Here is a 24,869-nt window from a genome sequence, read left to right on the forward strand (position 1 = left end):
GGTTCAGTTAAACGTGGATCAGTTTAGATGATGACGGATGATCGTCCGGCTGCTTTGTATAAAGCCACATACCCAGCAGTGCAAGCAGCATAAAAACAATGTTGAAATAAAGATGCTGTGTCCAGCTCATTTGAGAGATCACGCCTCCGCAGGAGCAAGGAATTTTTTCAGATAAAGTCAGCAGCACTACAATGTAGACGGTGAAAAGTGTCATGATAGCAAAAGATGCATAGAGCCCGGCACGCCTGTAGCGTGGGATAACGAGGAGCAAAGCGATCACTATTTCAGCTACGGGAACCACAATGGCCAGTACAGGCGCAAAGCGCGTGATAAGAGGAGATTGGCCTATAACGGCCCGGAAATTTTCATAATCAATGAACTTGCTCACGGCTGTATAAACGAACAATAGAATGAATGAGAGACGTATTGTCTCCATAACGACTCTTCTTAACATGGAATACTAGTTTACAAACGGAGTGACGGAATAAATTTCAGGAAAGTCTTCGGGTTCACACTGGCATTCATTGGCTATTTGTCATCCTAATCTAAGAAAATATTCTGAATATTGGATAGCTCCGGGAGATTTTTTTGTCAGTTTGACACATTTTCGTAGGGTATATACATTAAACACAAAAGCCCCGCATTTCTGCGAGGCTTTTTATGTATAAAAATCTTATCATTTCTTCAAGGCCTTAATTGCGGCATCATCTGCTTCTACCACGCTGATAGCATATCCCCCTCCTGGTGCACACTGCTGTGCCAGGGTCGACTTATTCGTCACAACCATTTTCCTGATCTCATATGCCTGGGGATTCTTCTCATAATGCGCATCTTTTTTATCACTATAAATAGTAGCGATATATTTTTTACCGGCATCCAGGTAATCAAAGCTGATCTTCGATACTCGCCCGTTTTCATCGCAGGTGCTACCGATGAACCAACTGCTCTTTCCTTTCGACTTACGTGCAATTGTGATATAGTCTCCAGGTTCTGCTTCTAATATCTTCGTATCATCCCAGTCGATGGCTACATCTTTGATAAACTGAAAGGCATCCATATATTTCCTGTAAGTTTCCGGGAAGTCTGCCGCCATCTGCAAAGGGCTATACATCGTTACATACAGTGCCAGCTGACGGGCCAGCGTACTGTGCACCCAGGAAGTGTTTTCCGGATTATAGGCGCTTACCTTCATCTGGAAAATACCCGGCGTGTAATCCATCGGTCCTCCCATCAGACGTGTAAATGGAAGGATCGTGGTATGATCAGGATTATTGCCGCCGAAGGCCTCATATTCCGTTCCCCTGGCAGACTCCTGTCCTATCAGGTTAGGATAGGTACGGGAAAGACCAGTCATGTGTACGGATTCATGTGCATCCACCATGATATGGTATTCTGCGGCCTTGGTAACAGCATATAGATAATGATTGACCAGCCATTGTCCGTAGTGGTGTTCTCCTCTTGGAATGATATTACCCACATAACCGCTCTTCACAGCATTATAGCCGTTGGCGACCATAAACCTGTAAGCAGTGTCCATATGACGCTCGTAGTTACGAACAGAAGAGGATGTTTCATGATGCATGATAATCTTCACGCCCTTGCTGGCAGCATAACGGTGTAACTCCTGTACATCGAAATCAGGATACGGCGTCAGAAAGTCGAATACATAATCTTTCGTTTTACCAAACCAGTCTTCCCAACCCTGGTTCCAACCTTCTACCAGCACAGCGTCAAATCCATTTTCAGCCGCAAAATCAATGTATTCCTTCACATGAGCATTATTGGCCCCATGTCTGCCGTTTGGCTTTGTTTTGGAATAGTCTGTAACGCCTAACTGTACATTCTCGATATCCGTATAGGCCCAGGTGCTCTTTCCGGTGATCATCTCCCACCATACACCCACATATTTCACTGGCTTGATCCAGGAAGCAGGATCTTTATATTTCGTAGGCTCGTTCAGATTATAGATCAGTTTAGAGGACAGGATATCACCTGCCTTATCACTCACGATCACAGTTCTCCAGGGCGATTTACATGGCGCCTGGAGGTAACCTTTATCACCTACCGCATCAGGTGTCAGGAAAGATCTCAGGACAAAATTCCTGTCATCCAGTTCCAGCGATAAAGCCGCATATTCTATCAACGCCGCTTCGTGGATGTTAATATACAGGCCGTCCTTACTCTTCATCATCAGTGGCGTCTGCAGCCCGGTGGGAGAAAAGACGGTCTGTGACGCATTTGGTGTAATGGCTTCTTTCATCTTTCCCCTTACTTCGGATAGATTGGAAGTAACCGTACTATATTCCTGGGTATCGTAGTCTCCGGGCAGCCAGAAGGCTTTATGATCGCCAGCCAGTGCAAACTCTGTCCGCTCTTCTTTGATCACGAAATACGCCAGGTGCCGCTGTTGCGGAAACTCATAGCGGAATCCCAGTCCGTCATTGAACAACCTGAAACGGATGATCAGGGTACGGTCTGTAGATACCTGGTGTAAATTCACTTCCAGTTCATTATACTGATTGCGGATCTCTTTTACCTCCCCCCATACCGGCTGCCAGGTTTCGTCAAAAGCAACCGTTTTAGCACCGGCTACTTCAAAGCTGTCTATAAAGGAAGCATCTGCCTTCAGCTCCAGGCCAAGACGACTGGGTTTGATCACGTCCTTCCCCTTATAGGTCAGTGTGTAGGTCGGAATCCCCTTTTGCTGTATGGAGAACTGCAAGTGCAGGTTTTTATCCGGTGATGTCAATTCCTGGGCTCCGGCCATTTTCCACAGGAAAAGGCAGCAGATGAAAATAATAGTTTTGCGCATGCTGTGTAATTTAATGTGGCTATATACTGCTGGTGTTATAACGTGAAATGTTAAATTGACCACCAATATAATCATTGTGCGCAAAATTCAGTTGTTTTTCACCTGACTGCGATATAGGTATCATCAATGTCTATTCTTCCCTTCCAAATACCTTCTTCAATTCCTCCTTTGCATCTTCCAGTACATGCTGCTGTTTTTCAGGCAGATTTTTTCCAGCCCTGTTAATGTAAAAATTCAACATTGACATAGCTGATTGATAGGGCGTACCCTTTTTACGCCTGCTCCTGGTGGCAGACCTTTTCAGGGAACGTGCTATTTCCTCCGGATTATTGCTTTTAAAGATCCCTCCCTTCAGGTCCAATGCGTCGCTTGTCCGGGATACCCGGCCAGACCATTTCCTGCCGGATCTTTTTCTTCCCGCTTTCCCAACAGTGTGCTTCTTTGTTCTGGGTCTTGCCATAGTGTGATGTTTTCCAGATTCCCACAACCTTCAGGCCGGAACTATTGCTGATCTTGCCTGTTAATTCTGGCAGAAATGTTGTGAACACAATGCGTATCATTAAATACCTCATCAGTATGGCAACGATCTTCGATAAATGGTGGCAGACAGGTGTTATATACCAGGTATATCCCCGCTCATTCCAGGATAGCAATGGCGATGGCATCGGCGATCTCCGGGGCATCACAGGCAGGTTGGACCATCTTCAGTGGCTGGGCATAGACGCTGTCTGGCTCTCCCCCATCTATCCATCGCCGATGGCTGATTTTGGTTATGACATTGCCGACTATACGGGCATATATTCTTTGTTTGGCTCCATGCAGGATTTCGATACGCTGTTGAACGAAGTACACAGGAGAGACATGAAGCTGTTGCTCGACCTGGTGCCCAATCATACATCCAATCAGCATCCCTGGTTCCTGGAATCCCGCTCTTCCCGCGATAATCCAAAACGTGACTGGTACATCTGGCATGATCCCCTGCCTGATGGCGGTGCCCCTAATAACTGGCTGAGCGTTTTCGGCGGCGAGGCATGGGAATGGGACGCTGCTACACAACAGTATTACTACCACGCATTCCTTAAAGAACAACCCGACCTTAACTGGCGAAATCCTGCCGTACAGGAAGCTATGTTCGACGTCATGCGTTACTGGCTGACAAAAGGCGTGGATGGTTTTCGGGTAGATGTGATGTGGCATATGATCAAAGACAAACAACTGCGTAATAATCCTGTTAATCCGGACTATGAACCACATATGGCCACCTATTCGCAGCAGTTGCCTGTTTACTCAACAGATCAGCCGGAAGTACACGAAGTAGTGCATAAAATGAGGCGTGTGATGGAAGAGTTTGACGGCGACCGCGTGATGATAGGAGAAATATACCTGCCTATCCAGCAATTAATGCCCTATTATGGTGCAGACAACAAAGGCGCTCACCTGCCTTTTAATTTCCAGCTGCTGTCACTTCCATGGAATGCCTCTTCCATTGCTGTAGCCATTGATCAATATGAGGGTGCTCTTCCCGCCCAGGGATGGCCTAACTGGGTATTGAGCAATCATGACCAGCATCGTATTGCCAGCCGTGTAGGGCAACAACAGGCAAGGGTGGCTGCTATGTTACTGCTTACGCTTCGAGGTACACCTACGATCTATTATGGCGATGAAATAGGCATGCGCAATGTTGCCATTCCCTTTGATGAAGTACAGGATCCACAAGGACTGAACATGCCGGACAAGAACCTCAGCAGGGATCCTTCCCGTACACCTATGCAATGGGATAACAGTGTTAATGCAGGATTTACCACAGGCAAACCCTGGCTGCGCCTGTCAAAGACATACCAAAGGGTCAATGTGAGCGCACAAAAGGCGGACTCCTATTCCATGCTCTCACTCTACAGACAACTCATTGCCTTACGTAGACGGGAACCTTCGCTGACAACAGGCGACTACAGTCCTGTTTTCTCAGATAACCAGATCCTGGCTTTTATGCGGCAACACGAAGGGCATTCCAGCTTTCTGATCGTGTTAAATCTGACACATTTGCCCTGTTATTTCAGGCCGGCCAATTTCCCCTTTCGTGGCCGCATCGAAGTGGCTACCTTCCCCGAAACGGAAGGCAGCATCGTAAATGATACTATCAGCCTGGATGGGGATGAGGGTATGGTGATACGGTTGGAAAGATAAGGTCTCTGCTGCCGTTATAAAAACAATGGCCTGATTTTTTCCCATATTTATTAAAACACCTTGTCTCATGCAAACCATCCTCGTACTTACAGACTTTTCCAATGTAGCGTTGCGGGCGGCTAATTACGCTATTCATCTGGCAAACCAGCTACATAGCAAACGCATCATTCTATTGAATGCATACCAAAGCCTGTCGCCTGTCGCCAATGTACCGGTCACACCGGAGTTACCTGTTATACAGGCCAATCCGGATGAGTTGTATAAAGAAAGTACAATGCAGCTGGATAACCTTCACAGTCTGCTGGAACCTACGGCTCCTGGTATCATTATCGATACAATGTCAGATGATGATATTCTTGAAGAAGCTGTCAAAAAGCTGATCAGCAAAGAACATGTAGACCTGGTAGTAGCAGGCCTTGCCGATAAATCCAACCTGGAGAAATTTCTGGTAGGCAGTCACAGTATACGGGTAATGGAAAACGGTGATTATCCGTTGGTGATCGTTCCTGAAGATGCGAAGATAACACCACTTGAAAAAGTACTGCTCGCGGTAGATTTTGACATGCTCAGGCGTGGGAAGTCATTACCCAGGCTGGTTGAAATTCTCAACAATTTACACGTCGAACTATTTGTGGTCAATGTTGCCAGCGATGAGGGTTACTCTGATGAGACAAAAGAAGATATTAAACACGTCCACCAGTTATTAGACAGGTATCATCCTTCTTTCAATTATATAGAGGATAAGAATGTAGTTAACAGCATCAATGAATTTGCAGATCGGCACGACATTTCATTAATCATCGCTATACATGAAAAGAAAAGCCTGCTGGCTACGATATTTCAGAAAAGCGTTTCGAAGCAACTGGCGTGGCAGAGTAATGTTCCGCTGCTGATTATTCCTGCGTGAGAAAATGATATTCAAATGTAGCTCACAAAGCTACCAGGATATACACTTCCCTGCAAGGCCCTGATACTTGTTATCATATTTGAAGGCCGCCGGATGACAAACGTATATCCCGGTAACTGGTTTATTTATCCAGATCAGATCACAGCTAATGATGCGGTTCCTTTTGCTGCTTCAAAACGTTTCCAGGCATAATAAGGCACCAGCATAATTAATATCGCAACTATCGGTGCGATCAGTTCTCCGATTGGATCACCTACTGCCATACGGGAGCAGAATGCCCCGATAAAGTTGATGGCAAAACCTGCAAATGCCCATTCTTTGAGGGTCCTGAATTTAGGCTGCAGAATAGCCAAAGCGCCCAATAACTTAGCTACACCGAAAATAGTCAGTGCATACTCGGGGTATCCAAGATGCTTTATAATAGCCACACCTGTTGCTTCATGTGTGATCCCTCCTATACTATCCATCAGCATCAGTAATGCAAAAATGCCTGTTGATACCCAGTAGAAAATTCTGATCTTGTTCGTTTTCATAATTGTCTGTTTTATGATGCAAACATATCGGCATTTTCCAAGGTATGTAATGTGTGATTCGGACAGTCTACGGGGTAATTCCGGACATTCCCCGTCTACTCGCTAATTTTTGGTAAAGCTCGCCATGATATTACCCCATTCCGCCTTTATTTAGTAAATTGATCTGCTAGAACCGTTGACCAGGCGTTCATTAAAGACAGGACATGAAAAATATCACCCGGCTATATCTGACACTATTACTGCTGACAACAGCTACTCCCTTTACCATTGCCCAATCCGGGCTGCAACGTTTCGACGATAGGACACTGGAATATCTGGAAGCCCACCGTACACCGGGACAAACCAAAGCCTGGCTGCTCATTTCCAACACGAACGACTATGTGAATGTGGCCATTCCTGCGGGACTGCTCGTCGCTGGCATCATCGACCACAATCCCGATATGCGCCAGGATGCCCTGTATGTTGCTACCAGCACTGCTACTACTTTCCTGCTGAATACACTTATCAAGAAACTGGTCAAACGTCCGCGCCCCTTTATACAAAATGCTCATCTTACTGCGGTTTATCAGCCTTCTTCCACTTCCTTCCCTTCGGGACATACGTCGTCTGCCTTCAGTTCTGCGACTGCATTGGTAAGGGCTTATCCTAAGTGGTATGTGATTGCTCCGGCTTTCCTATGGTCAGGTGCGGTAGGTTATTCGCGGATGTACCTGGGAGTACACTATCCTTCTGACGTTACTGCAGGCGCGCTGTTGGGGGCAGGAACTGCGTTGGGGCTTGGTTTCATCAGGCCGTAATGACCGGTTGATCATACCTTGATCATCTTCACTACAGTTGTCTCATTACCAGGAATGTTCTCCGCCGTTACCTCCACTCTTGCATTGTGGGTATCCAGTTCTTTTGTTGCCTGATAAGTCCAGACCGTAGGTGCCCTGTCCTCTGTTGCACAACCTTCTTCTATCAATGTTCCACTTTCATTGAAGATCTTTACATAGATCCGGTAAACCCGGAAAAAGTTTCTTGCCCGTATGATGATTTTCTCACCTGGATACCCGTTATAAGCGACAACATCAATGTCAGAGATCTCAGGTGCGCTCATGGCGTCTTTTAATGCCATGTTTCGTGCGTTCTGCGCTCCTGTCGCGAGCGACTTGTAATAAAATTTCAGATCCGGATCTGCGAGCGCTTCCGTTGCAAAACAGGATGCACGCTCGAACCTAAGCTGCAAGGCGATCTGCTCTGCGGTAAATTTCGAATTTTCTTTGGTTCTTGCCTGTCTTACAATAGGCGTTCCTAAACGGGTACAAAAATTCAGATTCCCGATTGTTCCCGACAGACCACTGGTTAAAATGTTGCGAGTTACTTTGGCCATAATAAAATTGTTTTGGTGATGAATGAAATTATAATTGCAATATTAAGCGTAGAAACAAAGCGGTTTTAAAGAAAGTGCATGAGCAGGCGAAATTGCGTCGCGAGCAGGCGAAATCGCGACATGAAGCCCTCATTATTTCCTTCCAAAACTACCGTCCAATTGTTTGCTGGTTGCTATTACAAGCAAAATTAGCACACTATCAAAAGGGGTTCAAAAAAAACTATACGAGAGGCCCAAATTAACACATAAGAGCCCTTTTTCGGCTCATAAGAGCCTTCCTCTTCCCTTCAGATAAGGTTGACCTATACTTCACCTATCGTGGAGGCTATATCCTACAGGCTCTCTACTCCTACATTACAGGCACTATTGTATAGCCGTCGCTATAGAAAGTGCCTGTAATGCTGGAATAATGTACCTATAGGATATAGCCTCCACTATATCTCTACCAAACCCTTACCCTTACCTAAAACCTAAAATGTCCCATTCTCCCCCCTATTATGTCGTTTTTACGACCCAGGCAACCAAAAGGTTTCACATATTTTTGCAACCATAAGGTTCCATAAAAAGGGATCTTATGGCCGGGTCCGATTAAAACCTGCAACCTGAAACTTTTGTGTATATGGTAGAAGTATTTAAAACCAACGTTAACAGACGGGAGCATGCCCATATGTTCCTTACACAGATGCATAGGATATACGCTGATTACAAGGCAAATTTCGATCTGGAAGACTGTGACAGGATACTACGTGTGGAGTGTATATCAGGGACCGTTAATCCATCAACAGTGATCAATCTGCTGAAGAAAAGCGGTTTCGAGGGAGAAGTGCTGACGGATGACGTGATAATTCCAAAATACCGGCCGGACCAATGCCAACACCTGTCTTCTCCTTTCGCCATTTGATACAATACCGGAGTATAGGATATTTTATCTGCTTCCGCAGATGATTGTGTTCTATGCCCCGGTTAGTTATTATTATTGGGCGTCAATCCCAGCATTGACTGCATGATCCTTGCTATATTCTTTGCACGCGCTTTGGCATTATCAGCCACCTCTCCCTGGAACAGCGCGTCCACCGTACCTTTGAAAAGTAACAACCATTGACTGAAATGACTGGGGTCTATCGGCAGGGAAAAATGTTTACTCATCGGATCACCTTTGTACCTTCCGGAATATAACAACATCGTACTCCAGAAATTACACATAATCTCCAGATGCGGGCTCCAGTCGGCAATCGCTTTGTCAAATACAGGTCCCAGCAATTCATCTGCTCTCACCTTATCATAGAATGTATATACCAGTCTTGTCACATCCTCTTCCGTCTGAATATCCGCCAGGGGCTGCTTTAACTCAATATCTGTCATAATTGTAATCTTACCTGTTTATAATATAAGCAGCGATGTAATAAACCATATTCTCTCCCGCTTACTAACGTCAAAGTTATGGCTTTTTAGCAATTAAAAGACTTTTTTGTCTTTTAATGAAAATCTGTACTATATTTGTTCCATAAATTGAAAGGATGTTCTCAAAGACTTGTGAATATGCCATCCGGGCGATGATATTTATTGCACAGCAATCGAAGGATGGAAGCAGAGTGGGTATCAAGGATATTGCAAAGGGAATAGATTCTCCCGAGCATTTCATTGCCAAGATCTTACAGGATCTGGGCAGAAAAGGTGTTGTACAGTCACTGAAAGGTCCTACCGGTGGATTTTATCTTGATAACAGCGGAAGGAAAACAACGCTTGCCACTATTGTAAAAGCTGTAGACGGAGATGATATCTTTTCCGGTTGCGGCCTCGGACTCAAACAATGTTCAGATAAACATCCCTGCCCTCTTCACCATGAGTTTATCAATATCAGAAAAGATATTACCAACATGCTGAATAAAACCAAGGTAGGCGATCTCCAGGAACAACTGGATAAAAAACTGACATTCTTACGGAGAGACTAAAAAAATTTGAAACAATAGAAGATAAAAAGGTATTAATATCTACTATATAACAACTACCATTCATAGGTACCACAAATGATAATTACTTACTAAATACGCTTGAGATGAATACAACAAGAATTTTAGATGTGCCCTCCCTGGCACCGGCTGTAAAACACCAGACCATTATCCAGGCTTTTGACGCACTACTTCCCGGTGAAGAGTTTATCATACATAATGATCATGATCCTAAACCGCTTTATTATGAACTGATCAGTAAAAAGGGGAATATTGTCACCTTTGATTACCTGGAGAATGGCCCTTCCCAGTGGCGTGTACTTGTGAAAAAGAGGGTTTCTGATCCGGATCAGGTAACCGTAGCTGATATGGCAGCGGCCGATTACCGTAAGGCAGACATATTTGCCAAACATGGCATTGACTTCTGCTGTGGTGGTAATATTACGCTGAAAGAAGCTGCCCGCCGGCATGGCATAGATGAAGCCATCCTTATTACTGAACTGGAGAATGTGACCAAAGAAGCAGTGCAACCATCTGAAGATTATATCAACCAGGACCTGCATGTACTGATCAGTCACATCGTTGGTACTCACCATCAATATGTCAAAGAGAATGCGCCTATTATAGAGCAGCTGGCTACTAAGGTGGCCCGCAGGCATGGCAAGGAACATCCGGAGTTAGCAGAACTTGAAACAGGTACAATCGCCTTCCTGGACGATCTATATCAGCATCTGGAAAAAGAAGAACGCATATTATTTCCGGCTATCATTCAGTTGGAAGAATTACAGACGAAAGAAGTATCGCCTGCAAAAAGTTTCATAGTGAGTGCGATAAAAGTGATGCGTGCTGAACATGATACTTCTGGCGAAGATCTCCGTACCTTCCGAAAACTCACTAATGACTATACCTTGCCGCAGGGTGCCTGTAATTCCTATACATTGCTTTTTGAAAAAATGAAAGCATTCGAGGCAGACCTGATGCACCATATCCATCTTGAAAATAACATCCTGTTTCCGAAAGCAACTCAGCTTGAGCAGACGTTGTCGTAGTAACATCGTCTTCACTTAGTCCATACCAACAACATATAACCATGACTACAAAAAAACTATGGCTTTCGCTGGCCCTGGTAATGGCCAGCTCATTTGCCGTGCTCATTTTCTTCGGTAATGATATATATAGAAAAGCACCACCTATTCCTGCAAAGGTGGTCAGTGAAACCGGTGAGGTTTTGTTCACCGGGCAGGATATCAAAGACGGCCAGAATGTGTGGCAATCTATCGGCGGACAAACAGTAGGCAGCATTTGGGGACATGGGGCTTATATTGCTCCTGACTGGACGGCCGACTATCTGCATCGTGAATCACAGGCCATGCTGACGGCGCTTGCAGCAAAAGATGGAAAGGTATATAGCAGCCTGGCGGGTGAAGAACAGCTTGTGTACAAAGAACGTATGAAGCGAGACCTCAGGACCAACACGTTCAATGCCACAGAAAACACCATTACCTATTCTGCCAGCAGGGCAAAAGTTTTTCATGAACTGGCCGGGTATTACACCAAACTGTTTATGAGTGATCCTTCATTCAGTACACTGCGTAATCAGTATGCGATACAGGAGGGTGCTATTAAAGACCCTGAGCGCATGCGCCTGATGACTACTTTCTTTGCATGGAGTACCTGGGTATGTATCAGTGAAAGGCCGGATGGTACACAAGTCACATACACCAACAACTGGCCATATGATGAACAGGTAGGCAACGTGCCTTCTGCTTCCCTACATCTCTGGTCAGGCTTTAGCGTCTTGCTCTTACTCGGATGTATTGCATTGCTGGTATTGTATCATGTCCGTAATAAGGAAGATGAACATGTTGATCTGCCAACCACAGATCCGTTGCGGAATATGCAGCCCACTCCTTCTATGAAGGCAGTGTTGAAATATATCTGGGTAGTAAGTATACTCATACTCGTACAGATGCTGGCGGGTATTATTACAGCACACTATGGCGTGGAAGGACAAGGCTTTTACGGCATTCCGCTGGATAAATTCCTGCCTCAGTCTATTTCCCGTAGCTGGCACGTACAGCTGGCCATCTTCTGGATCGCTACTTCCTGGCTGGCAACCGGTCTTTATATGGGACCTGCCATTTCCGGCCATGAACCTCGTTATCAGAAACTCGGTGTGAATGTACTTTTTATAGCGCTCATAATTGTAGTTGGTGGCTCCTTAACCGGTCAGTGGCTTGGCGTGATGCAGAAGCTTGGACTCGTAGACAACTTCCTCTGGGGACATCAGGGATATGAATACATTGAGCTGGGAAGGATCTGGCAGATATTACTGCTGGTAGGATTGGTGCTCTGGTTAGTGCTGATGCTGCGTGCATTACTGCCGGCATTAAAGAAGAAAGACGAAAGCCGTCACCTGCTGATGTTGTTTGTAATCGCATCTGTGGCTATCGCTGTATTTTACGCAGCGGGTCTGGTGTATGGCAGACAGTCACATCTCGCTGTTGCTGAATACTGGCGCTGGTGGGTAGTGCATCTGTGGGTAGAAGGTTTCTTTGAAGTATTTGCTACGGTAGTATCTGCGTTCCTGTTCTGCAGGCTGGGATTATTACGCCTGCAGTCTGCCACTATCAGTGTGCTTTTCTCTACCATTGTATTCCTGGCAGGTGGTATATTAGGTACTTTCCATCACCTTTACTTCAGTGCTACACCGGTTGCTGTACTGGCATTAGGTGCTACTTTCAGCGCACTGGAAATAGTACCACTGGTATTGATAGGATATGAAGCTTACCACAACTATACGCTTAGTAAATCCACACCATGGATCAAGGCATATAAGTGGCCGATCTACTGCTTTATTGCCATCTGCTTCTGGAACTTCCTCGGTGCTGGTATCTTCGGATTTGCTATCAATCCACCGATCGCCTTGTACTACATACAAGGCCTGAATACTACCGCAGTACACGGGCATTCGGCATTGTTCGGTGTATATGGTATACTCGGCATTGGTCTGATGCTGTTTGTATTGAGAGGATTATATCCGAATCATCACTGGAATGAGAAGCTGATCGGCACTGCCTTCTGGATGATCAATATCGGATTGCTGGTGATGGTAACTGTCAGCATGCTGCCAATAGGCATTATGCAGGGTATCGCCGCTATTCAACATGGATACTGGTATGCGCGTTCTGCTGAGTTCATGCATACCTCTACTATGCAGACCTTACGCTGGTTGCGTGTGCCTGGTGATATACTGCTGGCAACAGGAGAATTGCTGCTTGTTATATTTATTATAGGATTAAAAACAGGATGGTCATTGAAGGATAAACGACAATAAAAACGACGATAGGAATAGAGTTAGAAATGGAAACAAGCCGTCTCAATAATATTGGGGCGGTTTTCTTTTTGTATCATTCTATATAAAAAATTTCTACCTTTGTCCACGTATGACATCTATCAATACCACATACCGCCCATCTTCCGCCGGAATGATTGCAGCGTAACGCAGCAGGTAATTTAAAATCGCTGCGTTTCCCCCACTCCGCTATTTCATATTTTTTATGAACTAATGCCCTGTTGCCCGGACACTGCATATTGTCCGCATGCACAGCGGCTGCAATCTATTCAACAATGTCATCCTTATTATCACAATATGGCTGGAACAGCCATTTCGAGCAACACTATACACACTTTTTTAATCAGGGTTTGGAAGCTGGCCGTGTAACTGCCATTAACGGTTTCAATCATACAATTATTACTAATAACGGACCTTCAGCAGCCTTGCTGGCTGGCACGCTCACAAACAGCAAAGAAACCTGGGAACTGCCGAAAGTAGGCGACTGGGTAGTGTTCAAACCCTATGATGATCAATGCATCATTATTGACGTATTGCCCAGGCAAAATGCTATCAGCCGCAAACTGCCCGGTAAAAGCAGCCAGCAACAGGTGATCGCCGCCAATATCGATGCAGCGCTGATCATCCAGGGCCTCGATCGCGACTTCAACCTGCAGCGATTGCAACGCTACCTGCAGCAGATCTATCAATGCAGGATACAGCCTGTTATTGTCTTGAACAAACAGGATCTTGTAGATGACCCGGAAGTTTATCGCCAGCAGGTACTGGCGCTGGGATATAACTGCCCGGTATTACTTACCAACGCGTTAGACCATCAACAGCTGAGTGACTGGACCTCCCATTATCTTCAACCGCGAAAGACATTTGCTTTATTAGGTTCATCCGGCGTAGGCAAAAGCACACTGTTCAATGCATTGTCAGGCACAGACATACAAAAAGAAGGAAGCGTGAGCACATTCAATAGCAAAGGTAAACATACGACTACCGCCCGTCACCTGGTTATGTTACCTAATGGCAGTATGCTCATCGACTCTCCAGGCATGCGTGAATTCGGCCTTACCATAGACGAAGATGAAGGTGTAAACTTTCATCATCCGCAGATAGAAGAACTCTCTGCAAAATGCCGTTTCCGTGATTGCACACATCAGCAGGAGCCCGGCTGCGCTGTCATTGCCGCCGTTGAAGAAGGAACACTGTCCACCACAGTATATCGCAACTATCTGAAACTGATCAGGGAACAATATCACTATCAGGCAAGCATAATGGAAAAAAAACGAATGGAACAACAGTTTGGCAAATTGTCTAAACAGATAAATGCGCTTCGCAAAAAACGGAAGTATTAAAATAGCATTGCTTACCGGGAATTTTATAATTCCTGGTAAGCAACTTTTATCACTATGATGATTAAGGAATAATTTTCACGTCGCAGAAACTATAGAAGACGTTTTCTTAAAGCGGCATTACGTGTATATGGATGACCGCGTAGGATGATGCAGTGTTTAAAGATCAAATCGCATTGATTTACGTCGTTTTCTTATTCATTTACTTTCGTATTTTCAACAGCAGTCTTTTCAGATAAGTTTTCTTCACCGATCGTATAATCAAATACTTTCTGTTGTTTGAACTCTTTAAACCCATTCTTGGTATAGAAGCCATGTGCTCCTTCTCTGATTACATTACTGCGCACACGTAGCGTACTGATATTCCTTTCAGCCGACCATTTCTTTGCTTTGTCAACCAATAGGCCTCCGATACCCCTGCCTTGTGCATTACGTGCCACTACCAGTCCGCCGATTTCACAGAAAGGGCCTGATTCCAGACGAATAGTATAAAGTACATGGATCCACCCAAGAACAGTTTCTCCGTTCACCGCAACATAGGCCACATCACAAATACTTTTATCGATTGCCTGAATGTATGAGATCGTGTCTTTCACTGTTGAGGGGTATCCTAATTCGGCCGACAAAGCGGCTACCTGCGCTGCATCTTTCACTGAGACATGCCGGACATAAATCGCACCGTTCATTTACTGCTTAATTTATCTTAATAAAATTCTCAATATAATTGGATGGAATAAAAGTAAACATTTTCATGCTTTGGCATGGCATATTTATTGGGTTATTTTCTTCCAAAAAAAGAGTGCTATGAAAACGACACATGAGATTAAAATTATTCCTGTTGACTACAACTCAAACGAGATGCCGGATGCGGTTGCAAAGTATAAACCTGTCCTCCTGAATGACGGGCACGAATACTGTTGTATCCTGGGTGAAAGTCCTGAGTACGGTATTTATGGCTGCGGAGATACTCCCGACGAGGCCATCATGCACTGGAACCAACGGTATCTGCAAAAGACCGTGGAAGGCGCACTTTTTTCTACTAAGAAACCTGTACTGAATGAGAGTGATGAAGTAGTGAGGGCATATTTCTACCGTAGCGTGTCCATTTAATGCTACACCCCGTAGAAAAAGACGTATATTGCATAAAGGAAACTTTGCATATATGTCGACACTTACAGCACTCAAGGAAATATTCAACCGGGACCTGAATAAGCTAAAGAAAGAAATATCCTTATATCAGCATGAGCCTGCTCTTTGGATAACCGAGGCCAATATTGCGAACACGGCCGGTAATCTTTGTTTACATCTAGTCGGCAATTTAAGCACCTACATTGGCGCACAGCTGGGTGACTCCGGTTATGTCCGCCACAGGGAGCTGGAATTTTCTCTCAAGGATGTTTCCCGCGAGGAATTGCTGCAAAAAATAGATGACACGATCAGTGTGGTTGATAAGACGCTGAATGGTCTTTCAGAAGAAAAACTGACAGAAGAATACCCTATTGTGGTTTTTGATGGTAAAACAACAACGGCTTATATGCTGATCCATCTTTCTGCTCACCTTGGCTATCACCTCGGACAGATCAACTATCACAGGAGGTTATTGGATAAATAATTTACTGCTTCTTTCCGGCAAAAATGATCTTGTTATAAAACGGGTCGTTTACTGTGACTGTCAGGATAGTAGGATCATAGAACGCCTCCTCTATGCCGGGGCGGTTGTATTTATATTGTTTATCGATCAGTTTCTTCTGATAAGCTTCGATATCTTTAAAATCATCTACACACACGCATGCGCCAGGACTGGCATCGCCATGATGTTCTGAAATATTCAGCACAATATCACCCATAGAGATCTGTATGTAAAAGGGTGTATTATCAGGCCGGTGTTCCCAGTCGACCTGGAAACCCAGCCAGTCAACATAGAACTCTATTACTTTTGCGTAGTCAAACGCGCAGTACTGGTTTTACGATTGCCATAAAACATGTTTCAGGTTTACCAATAAATTGCTGATTTATAAAATTCCCGCGGTGTTCTGCCGGTGAATGATTTGAAGTCTTTAATGAAATGCGCCTGATCAAAATACCCCGCTTCATATGCCAGTTCCGTCAGCGTACTGCCATCTGCCCGGCCTATCAGGTTTCTTAAACGGACAATAGACGCAAACTGTTTCGGAGAGGCACCTGTTATCTTTCTGAACCGTTTCTCAAAAGCGTCCTGGCTGATATGCAGTTCCTGTAACAGCTCTTTTATCCGCAGATTCCCTCCTGCCTGCCTGATATTACGTACCGCCTCCTGCACCAGCAGGTCAGGTTTTGCCTGTTTCCAGGTAGCCAACAGGAAGCGTTGTATAATGTCTATACAGGCCTGATTATCGGGAGCAGCAGCCAGTTGTTCTGTAATATCATCCAGCTGTTGCCTGCGGATGAAATTATCCAGTGAAGCGGATACCCCGAACAATTCATGCAGGGGCTCCTTAAAAAAGGCAGCGGCGCCATCTTCCCGGAAAACGATCAGCAGGTTGGCGGTATTACCGGCATAACTCAACGACCGGTAAGTCTTTCTGAGCCCTCCCAGCGCTGCTGCGGGCAAGATTCCCAGGTTATTTTCCAATACAGTTCCCCGCAAGCGGAAAGCCATCACAACAGCGGTATCCGGCAGTATCTGGTTCTGCACAGCATATTCGCTTTCAATGATCATGAAAGATTTGATAAAGGGCTGTAAGATGGTTACGGGTATGTAATTTTCGATATGCATCCGGGCAACACTGTATGCAACAAATATACTCTTTATTCCCGCTTATTCCATCCGTCGTAAGATCCGGTAATCAATATAAAAAGTACCGAATGGGATCATACATGCCAACAATACTTTCCAGGTGATCTGACTGAATTTCCATTTGTACTCAATCCCGACACTTAGCGCATTGATGACAAAGATCACGAAGAAAAAACCGTGTATAGGTCCCATCAGCTTTACCAGGGACGGATCATCGGAAGCATATTTCATAGGCACTGCTATTCCTATTAACACCAATAAAGAAATTCCTTCTAAAAAACCGATCAGCCTTAAACGGCCCACTTTTGTACGGAGAAAACGTGTCATTTCTAAAATGTTCTGATGTATGGCCTGTTCGCCAGCGGCGAAAAAGACCATGGTATGGCAATGAAAATAATTAACAGGCCCAGGGCGAACAGTAAGGTCATTATCCTGAACTTGCCCTGGTTAGTGACTGATCTTTTGGCGGAAGAAGAGCCGATAGTGACAACGATCACGGCGATCGTCATCAGGATCACATGCAGTAATCCGAAGAACAAGAAATCAAACTGTTTAATGGCTTCATGGTAGTTTCCTCTGAACCAGGCAACCAGTGGACTATTGAAATACAGCACATATCCTAATGCCAGCTGTATATGGGTAATAGTGGCTGTTATATGCCTTACCCGGTCATCGGCAAGCGTAAAAGAACGTTTTCCCGTCCATCCCCGGATGCCACGGTATATGGCGTACAGCAGGCTTAATACGACCATCCATCTGAAAAAGGAATGTAATAATAACAATGAAAAATACATCTCTATATTTTGTTCCGCAAAGCTCTGTCGAAATGCGCTAAATTGTTAGGACATAAAAAGTACTATTTAGGACATTTTAATCATTCTACGGAATTCTGTAGGTGTCATTCCTTCATAGCGTTTGAACAGGCGGGTGAAATACGACTGATCTTCGAAACCCACCTGTATGGCCACTTCACTGATAGGGAAATCAGACTGGCTCAGTAATACTTTTGCTTCCTGTACGATTGTCTCATCAATCCATTTCGTAGGTGCCTTATGTGTGGTCATCTTCACCAGTTTATTCAAATGACTAGGTGAGATGTTCAGCATCGCGGCATAGTCGCTTACCATATGCCGGTTCCGGATATTCTGGAACACCAGCTCCCGAAATCTGTTGGTGATACTTACAGCATTCGTCTGTTGATTGGCTAATACAGGCTGATATCCCTTGTTCACCTCACAGAATAAGGCTATCAGATAGGGCTGTAAGATGTTCATATGCTCTAACCCATGTTCCGTGTATTCCTGCAGCATTCGTTCAAAAAGATGCCCTACAAACCCCGCAGTATCTTTATCCAGCTCAATATGGGGTTTGCCCCATACTTTCAGGAACTCAAACTCTTTCAGCAACTCACTGTTACCGTACTTGCCCAATAGCATATCGTCGTGGAAATTGCAGAAAATACCTTTGTTCCTGTCATGAATATCAAAAGAGAAGACCTGTCCGGCAGGTACGAATAACATCTCTCCTTTCCGGATACGATACTCCTCACTACCGATCTTCATAACTGCCGATCCTTCTGTCAGGAACAGGCAGGAATGGGTCAGCGACCGCGAAGCGGATACCGCTTGTTTTACATGCTGATACATGTCTTCCACCCTGCATATCAGGAACTTATTCAGGTTGCCCTTCAGGAGGGATTCCAGTTCCCGGGAGGGCATGAACCGGGAAGTGAATGCACGTGGGTCGTATACCTTGATCTCGTTCATATTAGGGATGGACGAATGAGATGGGGAAATATTGTCATCTATTTGTTATTTTTGAGCCATAACATGAAGATCTATACCACGCTCCAAAAAGGGGAATACCACTTACATCATTGTGAAGACTACCTGTTTCTTGATAAAATCAACCCGCATACTACCGTTTGTGCCGTCATGGATGGCTGTACAATGGGAACGGACAGCTATTTCATTTCTACATTAACAGGAAAAATATTACGGAAGATCATCAAAGCAAAAAGTTACACTGACTTCTATACACCATCCTTCCTATCTCCGGCAACATTGCTAAAAGATATTATGCACCAGCTCTTTAATGAGTTGAACATCCTTCGAAATCAACTGCAACTGGAAAGGAATGAGTTACTCACCACTCTCCTGCTAATAGTAACCGACACCAGGCTTAATCAGGGTGCTATACTCGTGGTAGGTGATGGAGTGATCAATATCAATGGCGCCACAACTGTATTTGATCAGGAAAACAAGCCGGATTATCTTGGTTATCATCTGTCCGAGCACTTTGATACATGGTATGAAAAGCAACAGCGCATTCCGGTGAATGCTTTACAGGATATAAGTCTTGCAACGGATGGCATCACATCGTTTATCACGCTGCAACCATCTTCGGAAACAACAGACCCGCTGCATTTTCTACTGATTGACCAGGGACGTTCTGAGACAGATGAAATGCTGAATATGAAGTTAAAAAGCCTGGAGCATCAATATGGGATGAAACCGGGGGATGATCTGGCGGTGGTGAGGTTGATCTGGTAATTGTGTTTTTATTTTATTATTCTATTTTGCATCCCGAACACCCATACCATGGAAGCGATCATTTTTTGTGGATTACAGGCTACCGGAAAAACTGGTTTTTACAAAGAACACTTTTTACAGACCCACGTCAGGATCTCCCTTGACTTGTTGAAAAGCCGATACCGGGAAGACCTCTTCCTGGGGGCATGCATCAAAGGAACACAGCCTTTTGTGGTGGATAATACTAATCCGGGAGCGGCAGACAGGGAGAAATACATCCAACTCGCGAAGCAGCACAAATTCAAGGTCATAGGATATTACTTTCAATCCATTCTCAAAGACGCACTGGAAAGGAACAGTCAGCGTACCGGGAAGGCACAGGTCCCGAAAGTAGGTGTTCTAAATACTTATAAACACCTGGAAATACCACAGTTCAGTGAGGGATTTGATGAATTACACTATGTCGAATTAGGCCCAGACGGCTTTACAATAAAAGCATGGAATCATGAAATTTGATGAATTAGACAGCAAAATGCGGGTATATGAAACAGCCCATGACAGAAGCGTTCTTCCCGGCATGTACATGGTAGCCCGTATTGATGGCAGAGGTTTTACCAAGCTAACCAAAGAGGTACACCCTTTCGAAGCCCCATTCGATCCGGTATTCAGAGACTATATGGTAGAAACCGTGAAACACCTGATGAGCAGTGGTTTTAACGTTGTATACGGTTATACTGAAAGTGATGAGATCTCCCTGCTTTTTCATCTTGAGGAAAATGCCTTTGCCCGCAAACACCGGAAATATACGTCCATTCTCGCGGGAGAAGCCAGCGCCAAGTTCTCATTGCAGCTGGGTAGTCTTGCTGCATTTGACTGCCGAATCTGCGAGCTGCCTAACAAACAGCTGGTGGTCGACTATTTCAGATGGCGTAATGAAGATGCACACCGGAACGCTCTCAATGCACACTGTTACTGGCAGCTAAGGAAAGATAACCATACCCGGCTGACAGCTACGCAGAAAATAGAAAAGATGAGCACCGCAGATAAAAATGAGCTGCTCTTCAGTTATAATGTCAACTTCAATGAGCTTCCCAACTGGCAGAAAAGAGGGATTGGCTTTTATTGGGCAGAAATGGATAAAACAGGTTTTAATCCTAAAACGGCGGAACCTGTTGTGGTAAAGAGAAGACAGCTTTATGTGAATGATGAATTACCCATGAAAGACGAATACAACAAATTTGTTCTGCAACTGATAGATCAGAGCGAACAATAATAAAAGTGAAGGGCTGCCGCGATGCGACAGCCCTTCACTTTTATTAAAACTGTAACCTTATTTTCTCTTCTGCAAGGTCAAGCTGTGAAAAATGTTTACGGATGATCTCATCATTGAATTCCGATTTCCTGTTTATCTGCTTTAGCATCTTGCGTTGTTCCTTCAGCAATGCATTATAAACAGTCCGGTAGCGTTTAACAGCATGTCGCCGGTTTACATCTACACCGTGCGATTCGGCATAACTTTGTAAAAAGATATGTTCATTCTCGAGGGTCGATCTTAGCTGCTGCAATAACACGTTCTCGTCCACATCAGCTTTAAACTGATTATCGAGCGCATCCAGGGCTACATACGCCAGTTTCTTCCTGACAAGGATCTCCTGCTCAAGTTCTGACATAAGGTAGTCTGGCTCTTTCAGCTCAAGTTTACGGATCAGCCAGGGTAGTGTAAGTCCCTGCAATACCAGCGTTACTAATATCACTACAAAAGTGATGAAGAGGATCATATTACGTTGAGGGAACGGCTGGTTGCCAGCCATCAGTGGAATAGACAATGCTGCCGCCAGAGATACCACACCGCGCATACCTGCCCAGCCAAACACAAGCGGCATACGCCAGCCCGGATGACTATCCGCCGTCTTAATAAACCTGCTGATAAATACTGTAAATACAGAAGCACCCAGGGTGCTGAGAATGCGGGTAATAATTACCACCGCTGAAATGATCAGTCCATACCAGATGGCCTGTGTCAGCGAGCTTCCTCCTAACTCGTGTACCACAACAGGCAGTTCAAGACCTATCAGCATAAACACGATACCATTCAGCACAAATCCCACCATCGCCCATACATTGACGCCTTGTATGCGGCTCATATGACTCAGAATGGAATTACGCCTGTTGGTCATAAAAAGACCTCCACTCACCACTGCCAGTACACCCGAGAAGTGAAAAGACTCTGCGGTTATGTACATCACATAGGGCGCTATCAATGTCAGTACAGTATCCATACTGGGCGTGGTAGGCAGCCAGCGGTGAAGGGCATAAAATACCAATCCCACGGCAATGCCTGTTGCAATACCCATGACTATTACCACCACAAAACTGATAGCCGCTTCATGGAAGGAAAAGGAACCGGTAATGACAGCCGCCATTGCAAAACGGTATACGATCAAGCTGGATGCATCGTTCATCAGGCTTTCCCCTTCTACGATCGATGAAAGCCGTTTGGGCGCATCCACGCCCTTCAAGATAGTACTGGCAGAAACTGCGTCAGGCGGGGAAATAATACCTCCCAGTAAAAAGCCCAGTGCCAGCGTAAAACCCGGGATCAGATAATCCGACACCATCGCTATCACGCAAGAGGTGAGCAGAACGATCCCAAAAGCAAAAGAGCCGATTACCCTGCGCCATTTCCAGAACTCCTTCCAGGATGTATACCAAGCGGCTTCATACAGTAAAGGAGGCAGAAAGATCAGGAAAATAAGCTGCGGATCGATCGATATAACCGGGAGACCAGGAATGAAACTGATTCCCAAACCACCTAATACCAGCACAATAGGATAAGAAATCTTCAGACGTTGTGCCAGCATCACCAGTAGCAGGATTACCAGTATGAGGCCAATGTACAATACAAAAGTCGCATGCATAGCCACTAAAATAATACAATCCGTCTTATTTACATCTAACCGGATAGATTAATACAATAAATTCATTCACAATGATTAGAATAGTTATTTTTGCCGGAGTACATTTTAATCAACGAAGATATGGAGCAGACAATCATCCTTAATCCACTACTTCAGGCCTATAATACACCTTTTGATGTTCCCCCGTTTGGCAGGATTGCACATGAACATTATCTGCCAGCCTTTGAGGCGGGCATGAAGGAACAGTGTAAAAATATTGAGCTGATCGCAAGCCTGACAACACCACCCTCTTTTACAGATACGGTGGAAGCGCTTGAAAAAAGCGGTAAACTGCTTCGCAATGTCAGCAGTGTATTCTTCAATCTCACTTCCGCAAATACTTCTCCCGAACTGGAAGAGATCTCCCGCCAGATAGCGCCCGTACTGGCAAAACATGCTGATGATATTTACCTGAATGCAGCGCTGTTTGCCAGGATAAAAGCGTTATATGACCGACAGGACGCGCTTCAACTGACAGGAGAACAAAGCAAGTTATTGGAGAAATTCTATAAAGATTTTGTACGTAACGGCGCTAATCTGGACGCAGCCAAGCAGGAACGGCTCCGGGAGATCAATAAAGATCTTTCCCTGCTTACCGTTCGTTTCGGACAGAACCTGCTGGCGGAGACCAATCATTACGAACTGCTGATTACCGACCAGCAAGACCTTGCAGGACTTCCTGCTTCTCTTGTTGAAGCAGCGGCCCTATCAGCAAAGGAAGCTGGTAAAGAGGGTTGGCGTTTCACATTGCACAATGCCAGTATTATGCCCTTTTTGCAATATGCAGATCAGCGACATCTGCGGAAAGAGATCTATACTGCCTATATCAACCGTTGCAATCATAATGATGAACGCGACAACAAAGAGAGCGTAGCGCAGCTGGCAGCTTTAAGAGCAGAAAAGGCGGCCTTGTTGGGATATGCCTCTCATGCGCATCTGGTACTGGAAGAAAACATGGCGAAAACGCCTGAAAAAGCAAATGAACTCTTACAGCAACTGTGGACGGCTGCACTGCCCGTAGCGAAGCAGGAAGCGAAAGAAATGCAGGCGCTCATGGACAGGGCTGGCAAAGGTGAACAACTGGAAGCCTGGGACTGGTTCTACTATGCAGATAAAGTAAGAAAGGAAAAATATAACTACGATGCAGAGGCATTACGCCCCTATTTCAAACTGGACAATGTGCGTGAAGGACTTTTCTTTGTAGCGAAAAAGCTGTATGGGCTGACCTTCCATCCGTTAAAAGATATTCCTGTATATCATGAAGAAGTATCTGCCTACGAAGTAAAAGATGATAAAAACCAGTTGATAGGCTTGTTGTACCTGGACTTCCATCCCCGCAGTTCCAAACGTGGCGGTGCCTGGATGACTTCTTACCGTAAACAGTCCATTGATGAAAACGGACGTGTGGCCCCCATCATCTCTATTGTCTGTAACTTTTCCAGACCTACTAATACACAGCCGTCCCTGCTGACGCCGGATGAGGCAGAAACCCTCTTCCATGAAGCAGGACATGCGTTGCATGGACTGTTGTCCAACGTGACCTATGAAATGCTTTCCGGCACCGCTGTTCCCCGCGATTTCGTAGAACTGCCTTCGCAGGTGATGGAGCATTGGGCTTTTGAACCGGAGGTACTGGAACAGTATGCAAAACATTATGAAACAGGAGAACTCATTCCTGCTTCATTAGTAGAAAAGATGAAAGCTGCATTCAAATTCAACCAGGGCTTTGCTACGGTAGAATACCTTGCAGCCTCCCTGCTGGATATGAGTTATCATACGCTTGCACCAGACAGGACTATCGAACCGCTGGTATTTGAAAAAGAAGCAATGGAAAAGATCGGACAAATCCCCGAGATTGCACCCAGATACCGCAGTACCTACTTCCAGCATATTTTTTCTGGTGGCTATTCAGCAGGATATTACAGTTATATCTGGTCAGAAGTACTGGATAGCGATGCCTTTGCGGCTTTCAGGGAAGCGGGCAACATCTTCGATCCGGCAATCGCTACATCTTTCAGAAAGAATATCCTGGAAAAAGGAGGTACGGAAGAACCTATGCAATTGTATATCGCTTTCCGTAAAAGAGAACCCGATGTAAAGTACTTGTTACAACACCGGGGACTGGAATAAAATTAACAGTAGCCGGTAGCCTT

At 45.0% G+C, this 24,869-nt stretch carries 27 protein-coding genes; 14 read left to right on the top strand and 13 right to left on the bottom strand.

Going from position 1 to position 24,869, the window contains the following annotated elements; translation table 11 throughout:
* Nucleotides 1–7: 7 nt before the first annotated feature.
* The 3 genes from CLV42_RS30075 to CLV42_RS30085 all read right to left on the bottom strand — a co-directional run bounded on the left by CLV42_RS30075 (nt 8) and on the right by CLV42_RS30085 (nt 3,272).
* On the bottom strand, nt 8–454 hold the full coding sequence (locus CLV42_RS30075) for a MauE/DoxX family redox-associated membrane protein (protein WP_106605649.1): 447 nt from the start codon (nt 452–454) through the stop codon (nt 8–10).
* A 222-nt stretch (nt 455–676) separates the two neighbouring features.
* A complete protein-coding gene (locus CLV42_RS30080; protein ID WP_106605650.1) occupies nt 677–2,812 on the bottom strand; it encodes a glycoside hydrolase family 97 protein in 2,136 nt (711 codons plus the stop codon).
* A 130-nt stretch (nt 2,813–2,942) separates the two neighbouring features.
* Nucleotides 2,943–3,272 (bottom strand): DUF3175 domain-containing protein, encoded by a 330-nt coding sequence (locus CLV42_RS30085; RefSeq protein ID WP_106605651.1) that lies wholly within the window; start codon nt 3,270–3,272, stop codon nt 2,943–2,945.
* Between the two features lie 89 nt (nt 3,273–3,361).
* Between CLV42_RS30085 and CLV42_RS30090 the strand changes: the two genes are divergently transcribed.
* Nucleotides 3,362–4,996 carry an alpha-amylase family glycosyl hydrolase gene (locus tag CLV42_RS30090; protein WP_245901768.1) on the top strand — a complete coding sequence of 545 codons (1,635 nt, stop codon included), beginning with the start codon at nt 3,362–3,364 and terminating at the stop codon, nt 4,994–4,996.
* Nucleotides 4,997–5,063: 67 nt separating this feature from the next.
* Complete coding sequence (locus CLV42_RS30095) at nt 5,064–5,903, top strand: universal stress protein (RefSeq protein ID WP_106605652.1); 840 nt, start codon at nt 5,064–5,066, stop codon at nt 5,901–5,903.
* A gap of 134 nt (nt 5,904–6,037) precedes the next feature.
* On the opposite strand, the gene CLV42_RS30100 is transcribed toward CLV42_RS30095, so the two are convergent.
* The gene (locus tag CLV42_RS30100) at nt 6,038–6,436 is read right to left on the bottom strand and encodes a DoxX family protein (RefSeq protein ID WP_106605653.1); all 399 of its coding nucleotides are present in this window, start codon (nt 6,434–6,436) and stop codon (nt 6,038–6,040) included.
* 203 nt (nt 6,437–6,639) lie between these two features.
* On the opposite strand from CLV42_RS30100, the gene CLV42_RS30105 reads away from it, so the two are divergent.
* The gene (locus CLV42_RS30105) at nt 6,640–7,233 is read left to right on the top strand and encodes a phosphatase PAP2 family protein (RefSeq protein WP_106605654.1); all 594 of its coding nucleotides are present in this window, start codon (nt 6,640–6,642) and stop codon (nt 7,231–7,233) included.
* 11 nt (nt 7,234–7,244) lie between these two features.
* Here the strand turns inward: CLV42_RS30105 and CLV42_RS30110 are convergent, their stop codons facing one another.
* Nucleotides 7,245–7,808: a hypothetical protein gene (locus CLV42_RS30110; protein ID WP_106605655.1), complete on the bottom strand. Its 564-nt coding sequence runs from the start codon at nt 7,806–7,808 to the stop codon at nt 7,245–7,247.
* Nucleotides 7,809–8,427: 619 nt separating this feature from the next.
* On the opposite strand from CLV42_RS30110, the gene CLV42_RS30115 reads away from it, so the two are divergent.
* On the top strand, nt 8,428–8,709 hold the full coding sequence (locus CLV42_RS30115) for a hypothetical protein (RefSeq protein ID WP_106605656.1): 282 nt from the start codon (nt 8,428–8,430) through the stop codon (nt 8,707–8,709).
* Nucleotides 8,710–8,771: 62 nt separating this feature from the next.
* On the opposite strand, the gene CLV42_RS30120 is transcribed toward CLV42_RS30115, so the two are convergent.
* Nucleotides 8,772–9,170 (bottom strand): group III truncated hemoglobin, encoded by a 399-nt coding sequence (locus CLV42_RS30120; RefSeq protein WP_106605657.1) that lies wholly within the window; start codon nt 9,168–9,170, stop codon nt 8,772–8,774.
* A gap of 155 nt (nt 9,171–9,325) precedes the next feature.
* Here CLV42_RS30120 and CLV42_RS30125 point away from each other — a divergent pair, with 155 nt between their 5' ends.
* The 4 genes from CLV42_RS30125 to rsgA all read left to right on the top strand — a co-directional run bounded on the left by CLV42_RS30125 (nt 9,326) and on the right by rsgA (nt 14,455).
* Nucleotides 9,326–9,760, top strand: coding sequence for an RrF2 family transcriptional regulator (locus CLV42_RS30125; RefSeq protein ID WP_106605658.1), 435 nt, complete (start codon nt 9,326–9,328; stop codon nt 9,758–9,760).
* A gap of 104 nt (nt 9,761–9,864) precedes the next feature.
* A complete protein-coding gene (gene ric / locus CLV42_RS30130) occupies nt 9,865–10,806 on the top strand; it encodes an iron-sulfur cluster repair di-iron protein (RefSeq protein WP_106605659.1) in 942 nt (313 codons plus the stop codon).
* Nucleotides 10,807–10,847: 41 nt separating this feature from the next.
* On the top strand, nt 10,848–13,094 hold the full coding sequence (locus tag CLV42_RS30135; RefSeq protein WP_106605660.1) for a nitric-oxide reductase large subunit: 2,247 nt from the start codon (nt 10,848–10,850) through the stop codon (nt 13,092–13,094).
* Nucleotides 13,095–13,387: 293 nt separating this feature from the next.
* Nucleotides 13,388–14,455 (top strand): ribosome small subunit-dependent GTPase A, encoded by a 1,068-nt coding sequence (gene rsgA / locus CLV42_RS30140; RefSeq protein ID WP_106605661.1) that lies wholly within the window; start codon nt 13,388–13,390, stop codon nt 14,453–14,455.
* A gap of 191 nt (nt 14,456–14,646) precedes the next feature.
* Here the strand turns inward: rsgA and CLV42_RS30145 are convergent, their stop codons facing one another.
* Nucleotides 14,647–15,138 (bottom strand): GNAT family N-acetyltransferase, encoded by a 492-nt coding sequence (locus tag CLV42_RS30145; protein WP_106605662.1) that lies wholly within the window; start codon nt 15,136–15,138, stop codon nt 14,647–14,649.
* Nucleotides 15,139–15,256: 118 nt separating this feature from the next.
* Between CLV42_RS30145 and CLV42_RS30150 the strand changes: the two genes are divergently transcribed.
* Complete coding sequence (locus CLV42_RS30150) at nt 15,257–15,562, top strand: hypothetical protein (RefSeq protein ID WP_106605663.1); 306 nt, start codon at nt 15,257–15,259, stop codon at nt 15,560–15,562.
* 52 nt (nt 15,563–15,614) lie between these two features.
* Nucleotides 15,615–16,064: a DinB family protein gene (locus CLV42_RS30155; protein WP_106605664.1), complete on the top strand. Its 450-nt coding sequence runs from the start codon at nt 15,615–15,617 to the stop codon at nt 16,062–16,064.
* Between the two features lies 1 nt (nt 16,065).
* Here the strand turns inward: CLV42_RS30155 and CLV42_RS30160 are convergent, their stop codons facing one another.
* The 5 genes from CLV42_RS30160 to CLV42_RS30180 all read right to left on the bottom strand — a co-directional run bounded on the left by CLV42_RS30160 (nt 16,066) and on the right by CLV42_RS30180 (nt 18,994).
* Nucleotides 16,066–16,383 (bottom strand): glyoxalase superfamily protein, encoded by a 318-nt coding sequence (locus tag CLV42_RS30160; protein WP_317048022.1) that lies wholly within the window; start codon nt 16,381–16,383, stop codon nt 16,066–16,068.
* 62 nt (nt 16,384–16,445) lie between these two features.
* Nucleotides 16,446–17,207, bottom strand: coding sequence for a helix-turn-helix transcriptional regulator (locus CLV42_RS30165; protein ID WP_106605665.1), 762 nt, complete (start codon nt 17,205–17,207; stop codon nt 16,446–16,448).
* A gap of 42 nt (nt 17,208–17,249) precedes the next feature.
* Nucleotides 17,250–17,555, bottom strand: coding sequence for a DUF3817 domain-containing protein (locus CLV42_RS30170; protein ID WP_106605666.1), 306 nt, complete (start codon nt 17,553–17,555; stop codon nt 17,250–17,252).
* A 2-nt stretch (nt 17,556–17,557) separates the two neighbouring features.
* Nucleotides 17,558–18,022 carry a hypothetical protein gene (locus tag CLV42_RS30175; RefSeq protein WP_106605667.1) on the bottom strand — a complete coding sequence of 155 codons (465 nt, stop codon included), beginning with the start codon at nt 18,020–18,022 and terminating at the stop codon, nt 17,558–17,560.
* A 66-nt stretch (nt 18,023–18,088) separates the two neighbouring features.
* Nucleotides 18,089–18,994, bottom strand: coding sequence for an AraC family transcriptional regulator (locus CLV42_RS30180; RefSeq protein ID WP_106605668.1), 906 nt, complete (start codon nt 18,992–18,994; stop codon nt 18,089–18,091).
* Nucleotides 18,995–19,057: 63 nt separating this feature from the next.
* Here CLV42_RS30180 and CLV42_RS30185 point away from each other — a divergent pair, with 63 nt between their 5' ends.
* From CLV42_RS30185 to CLV42_RS30195, 3 genes are read left to right on the top strand one after another with little or no spacing between them, the layout of a single operon-like run.
* Complete coding sequence (locus CLV42_RS30185; RefSeq protein ID WP_170117711.1) at nt 19,058–19,780, top strand: protein phosphatase 2C domain-containing protein; 723 nt, start codon at nt 19,058–19,060, stop codon at nt 19,778–19,780.
* A 48-nt stretch (nt 19,781–19,828) separates the two neighbouring features.
* Nucleotides 19,829–20,275, top strand: coding sequence for an AAA family ATPase (locus tag CLV42_RS30190; RefSeq protein ID WP_106605669.1), 447 nt, complete (start codon nt 19,829–19,831; stop codon nt 20,273–20,275).
* Nucleotides 20,265–21,032 carry a tRNA(His) guanylyltransferase Thg1 family protein gene (locus CLV42_RS30195; protein WP_106605670.1) on the top strand — a complete coding sequence of 256 codons (768 nt, stop codon included), beginning with the start codon at nt 20,265–20,267 and terminating at the stop codon, nt 21,030–21,032. The genes CLV42_RS30190 and CLV42_RS30195 overlap by 11 nt, the downstream gene beginning before the upstream one ends.
* A gap of 43 nt (nt 21,033–21,075) precedes the next feature.
* Here CLV42_RS30195 and CLV42_RS30200 read toward each other — a convergent pair whose 3' ends face one another.
* The gene (locus CLV42_RS30200) at nt 21,076–22,677 is read right to left on the bottom strand and encodes a Na+/H+ antiporter (protein WP_106605671.1); all 1,602 of its coding nucleotides are present in this window, start codon (nt 22,675–22,677) and stop codon (nt 21,076–21,078) included.
* 120 nt (nt 22,678–22,797) lie between these two features.
* Here CLV42_RS30200 and CLV42_RS30205 point away from each other — a divergent pair, with 120 nt between their 5' ends.
* Nucleotides 22,798–24,846 carry a M3 family metallopeptidase gene (locus CLV42_RS30205; protein ID WP_106605672.1) on the top strand — a complete coding sequence of 683 codons (2,049 nt, stop codon included), beginning with the start codon at nt 22,798–22,800 and terminating at the stop codon, nt 24,844–24,846.
* Nucleotides 24,847–24,869 lie beyond the last annotated feature (23 nt).

Origin of the sequence: Chitinophaga ginsengisoli, from assembly GCF_003014595.1 — a bacterium.
GTDB lineage: Bacteria > Bacteroidota > Bacteroidia > Chitinophagales > Chitinophagaceae > Chitinophaga > Chitinophaga ginsengisoli.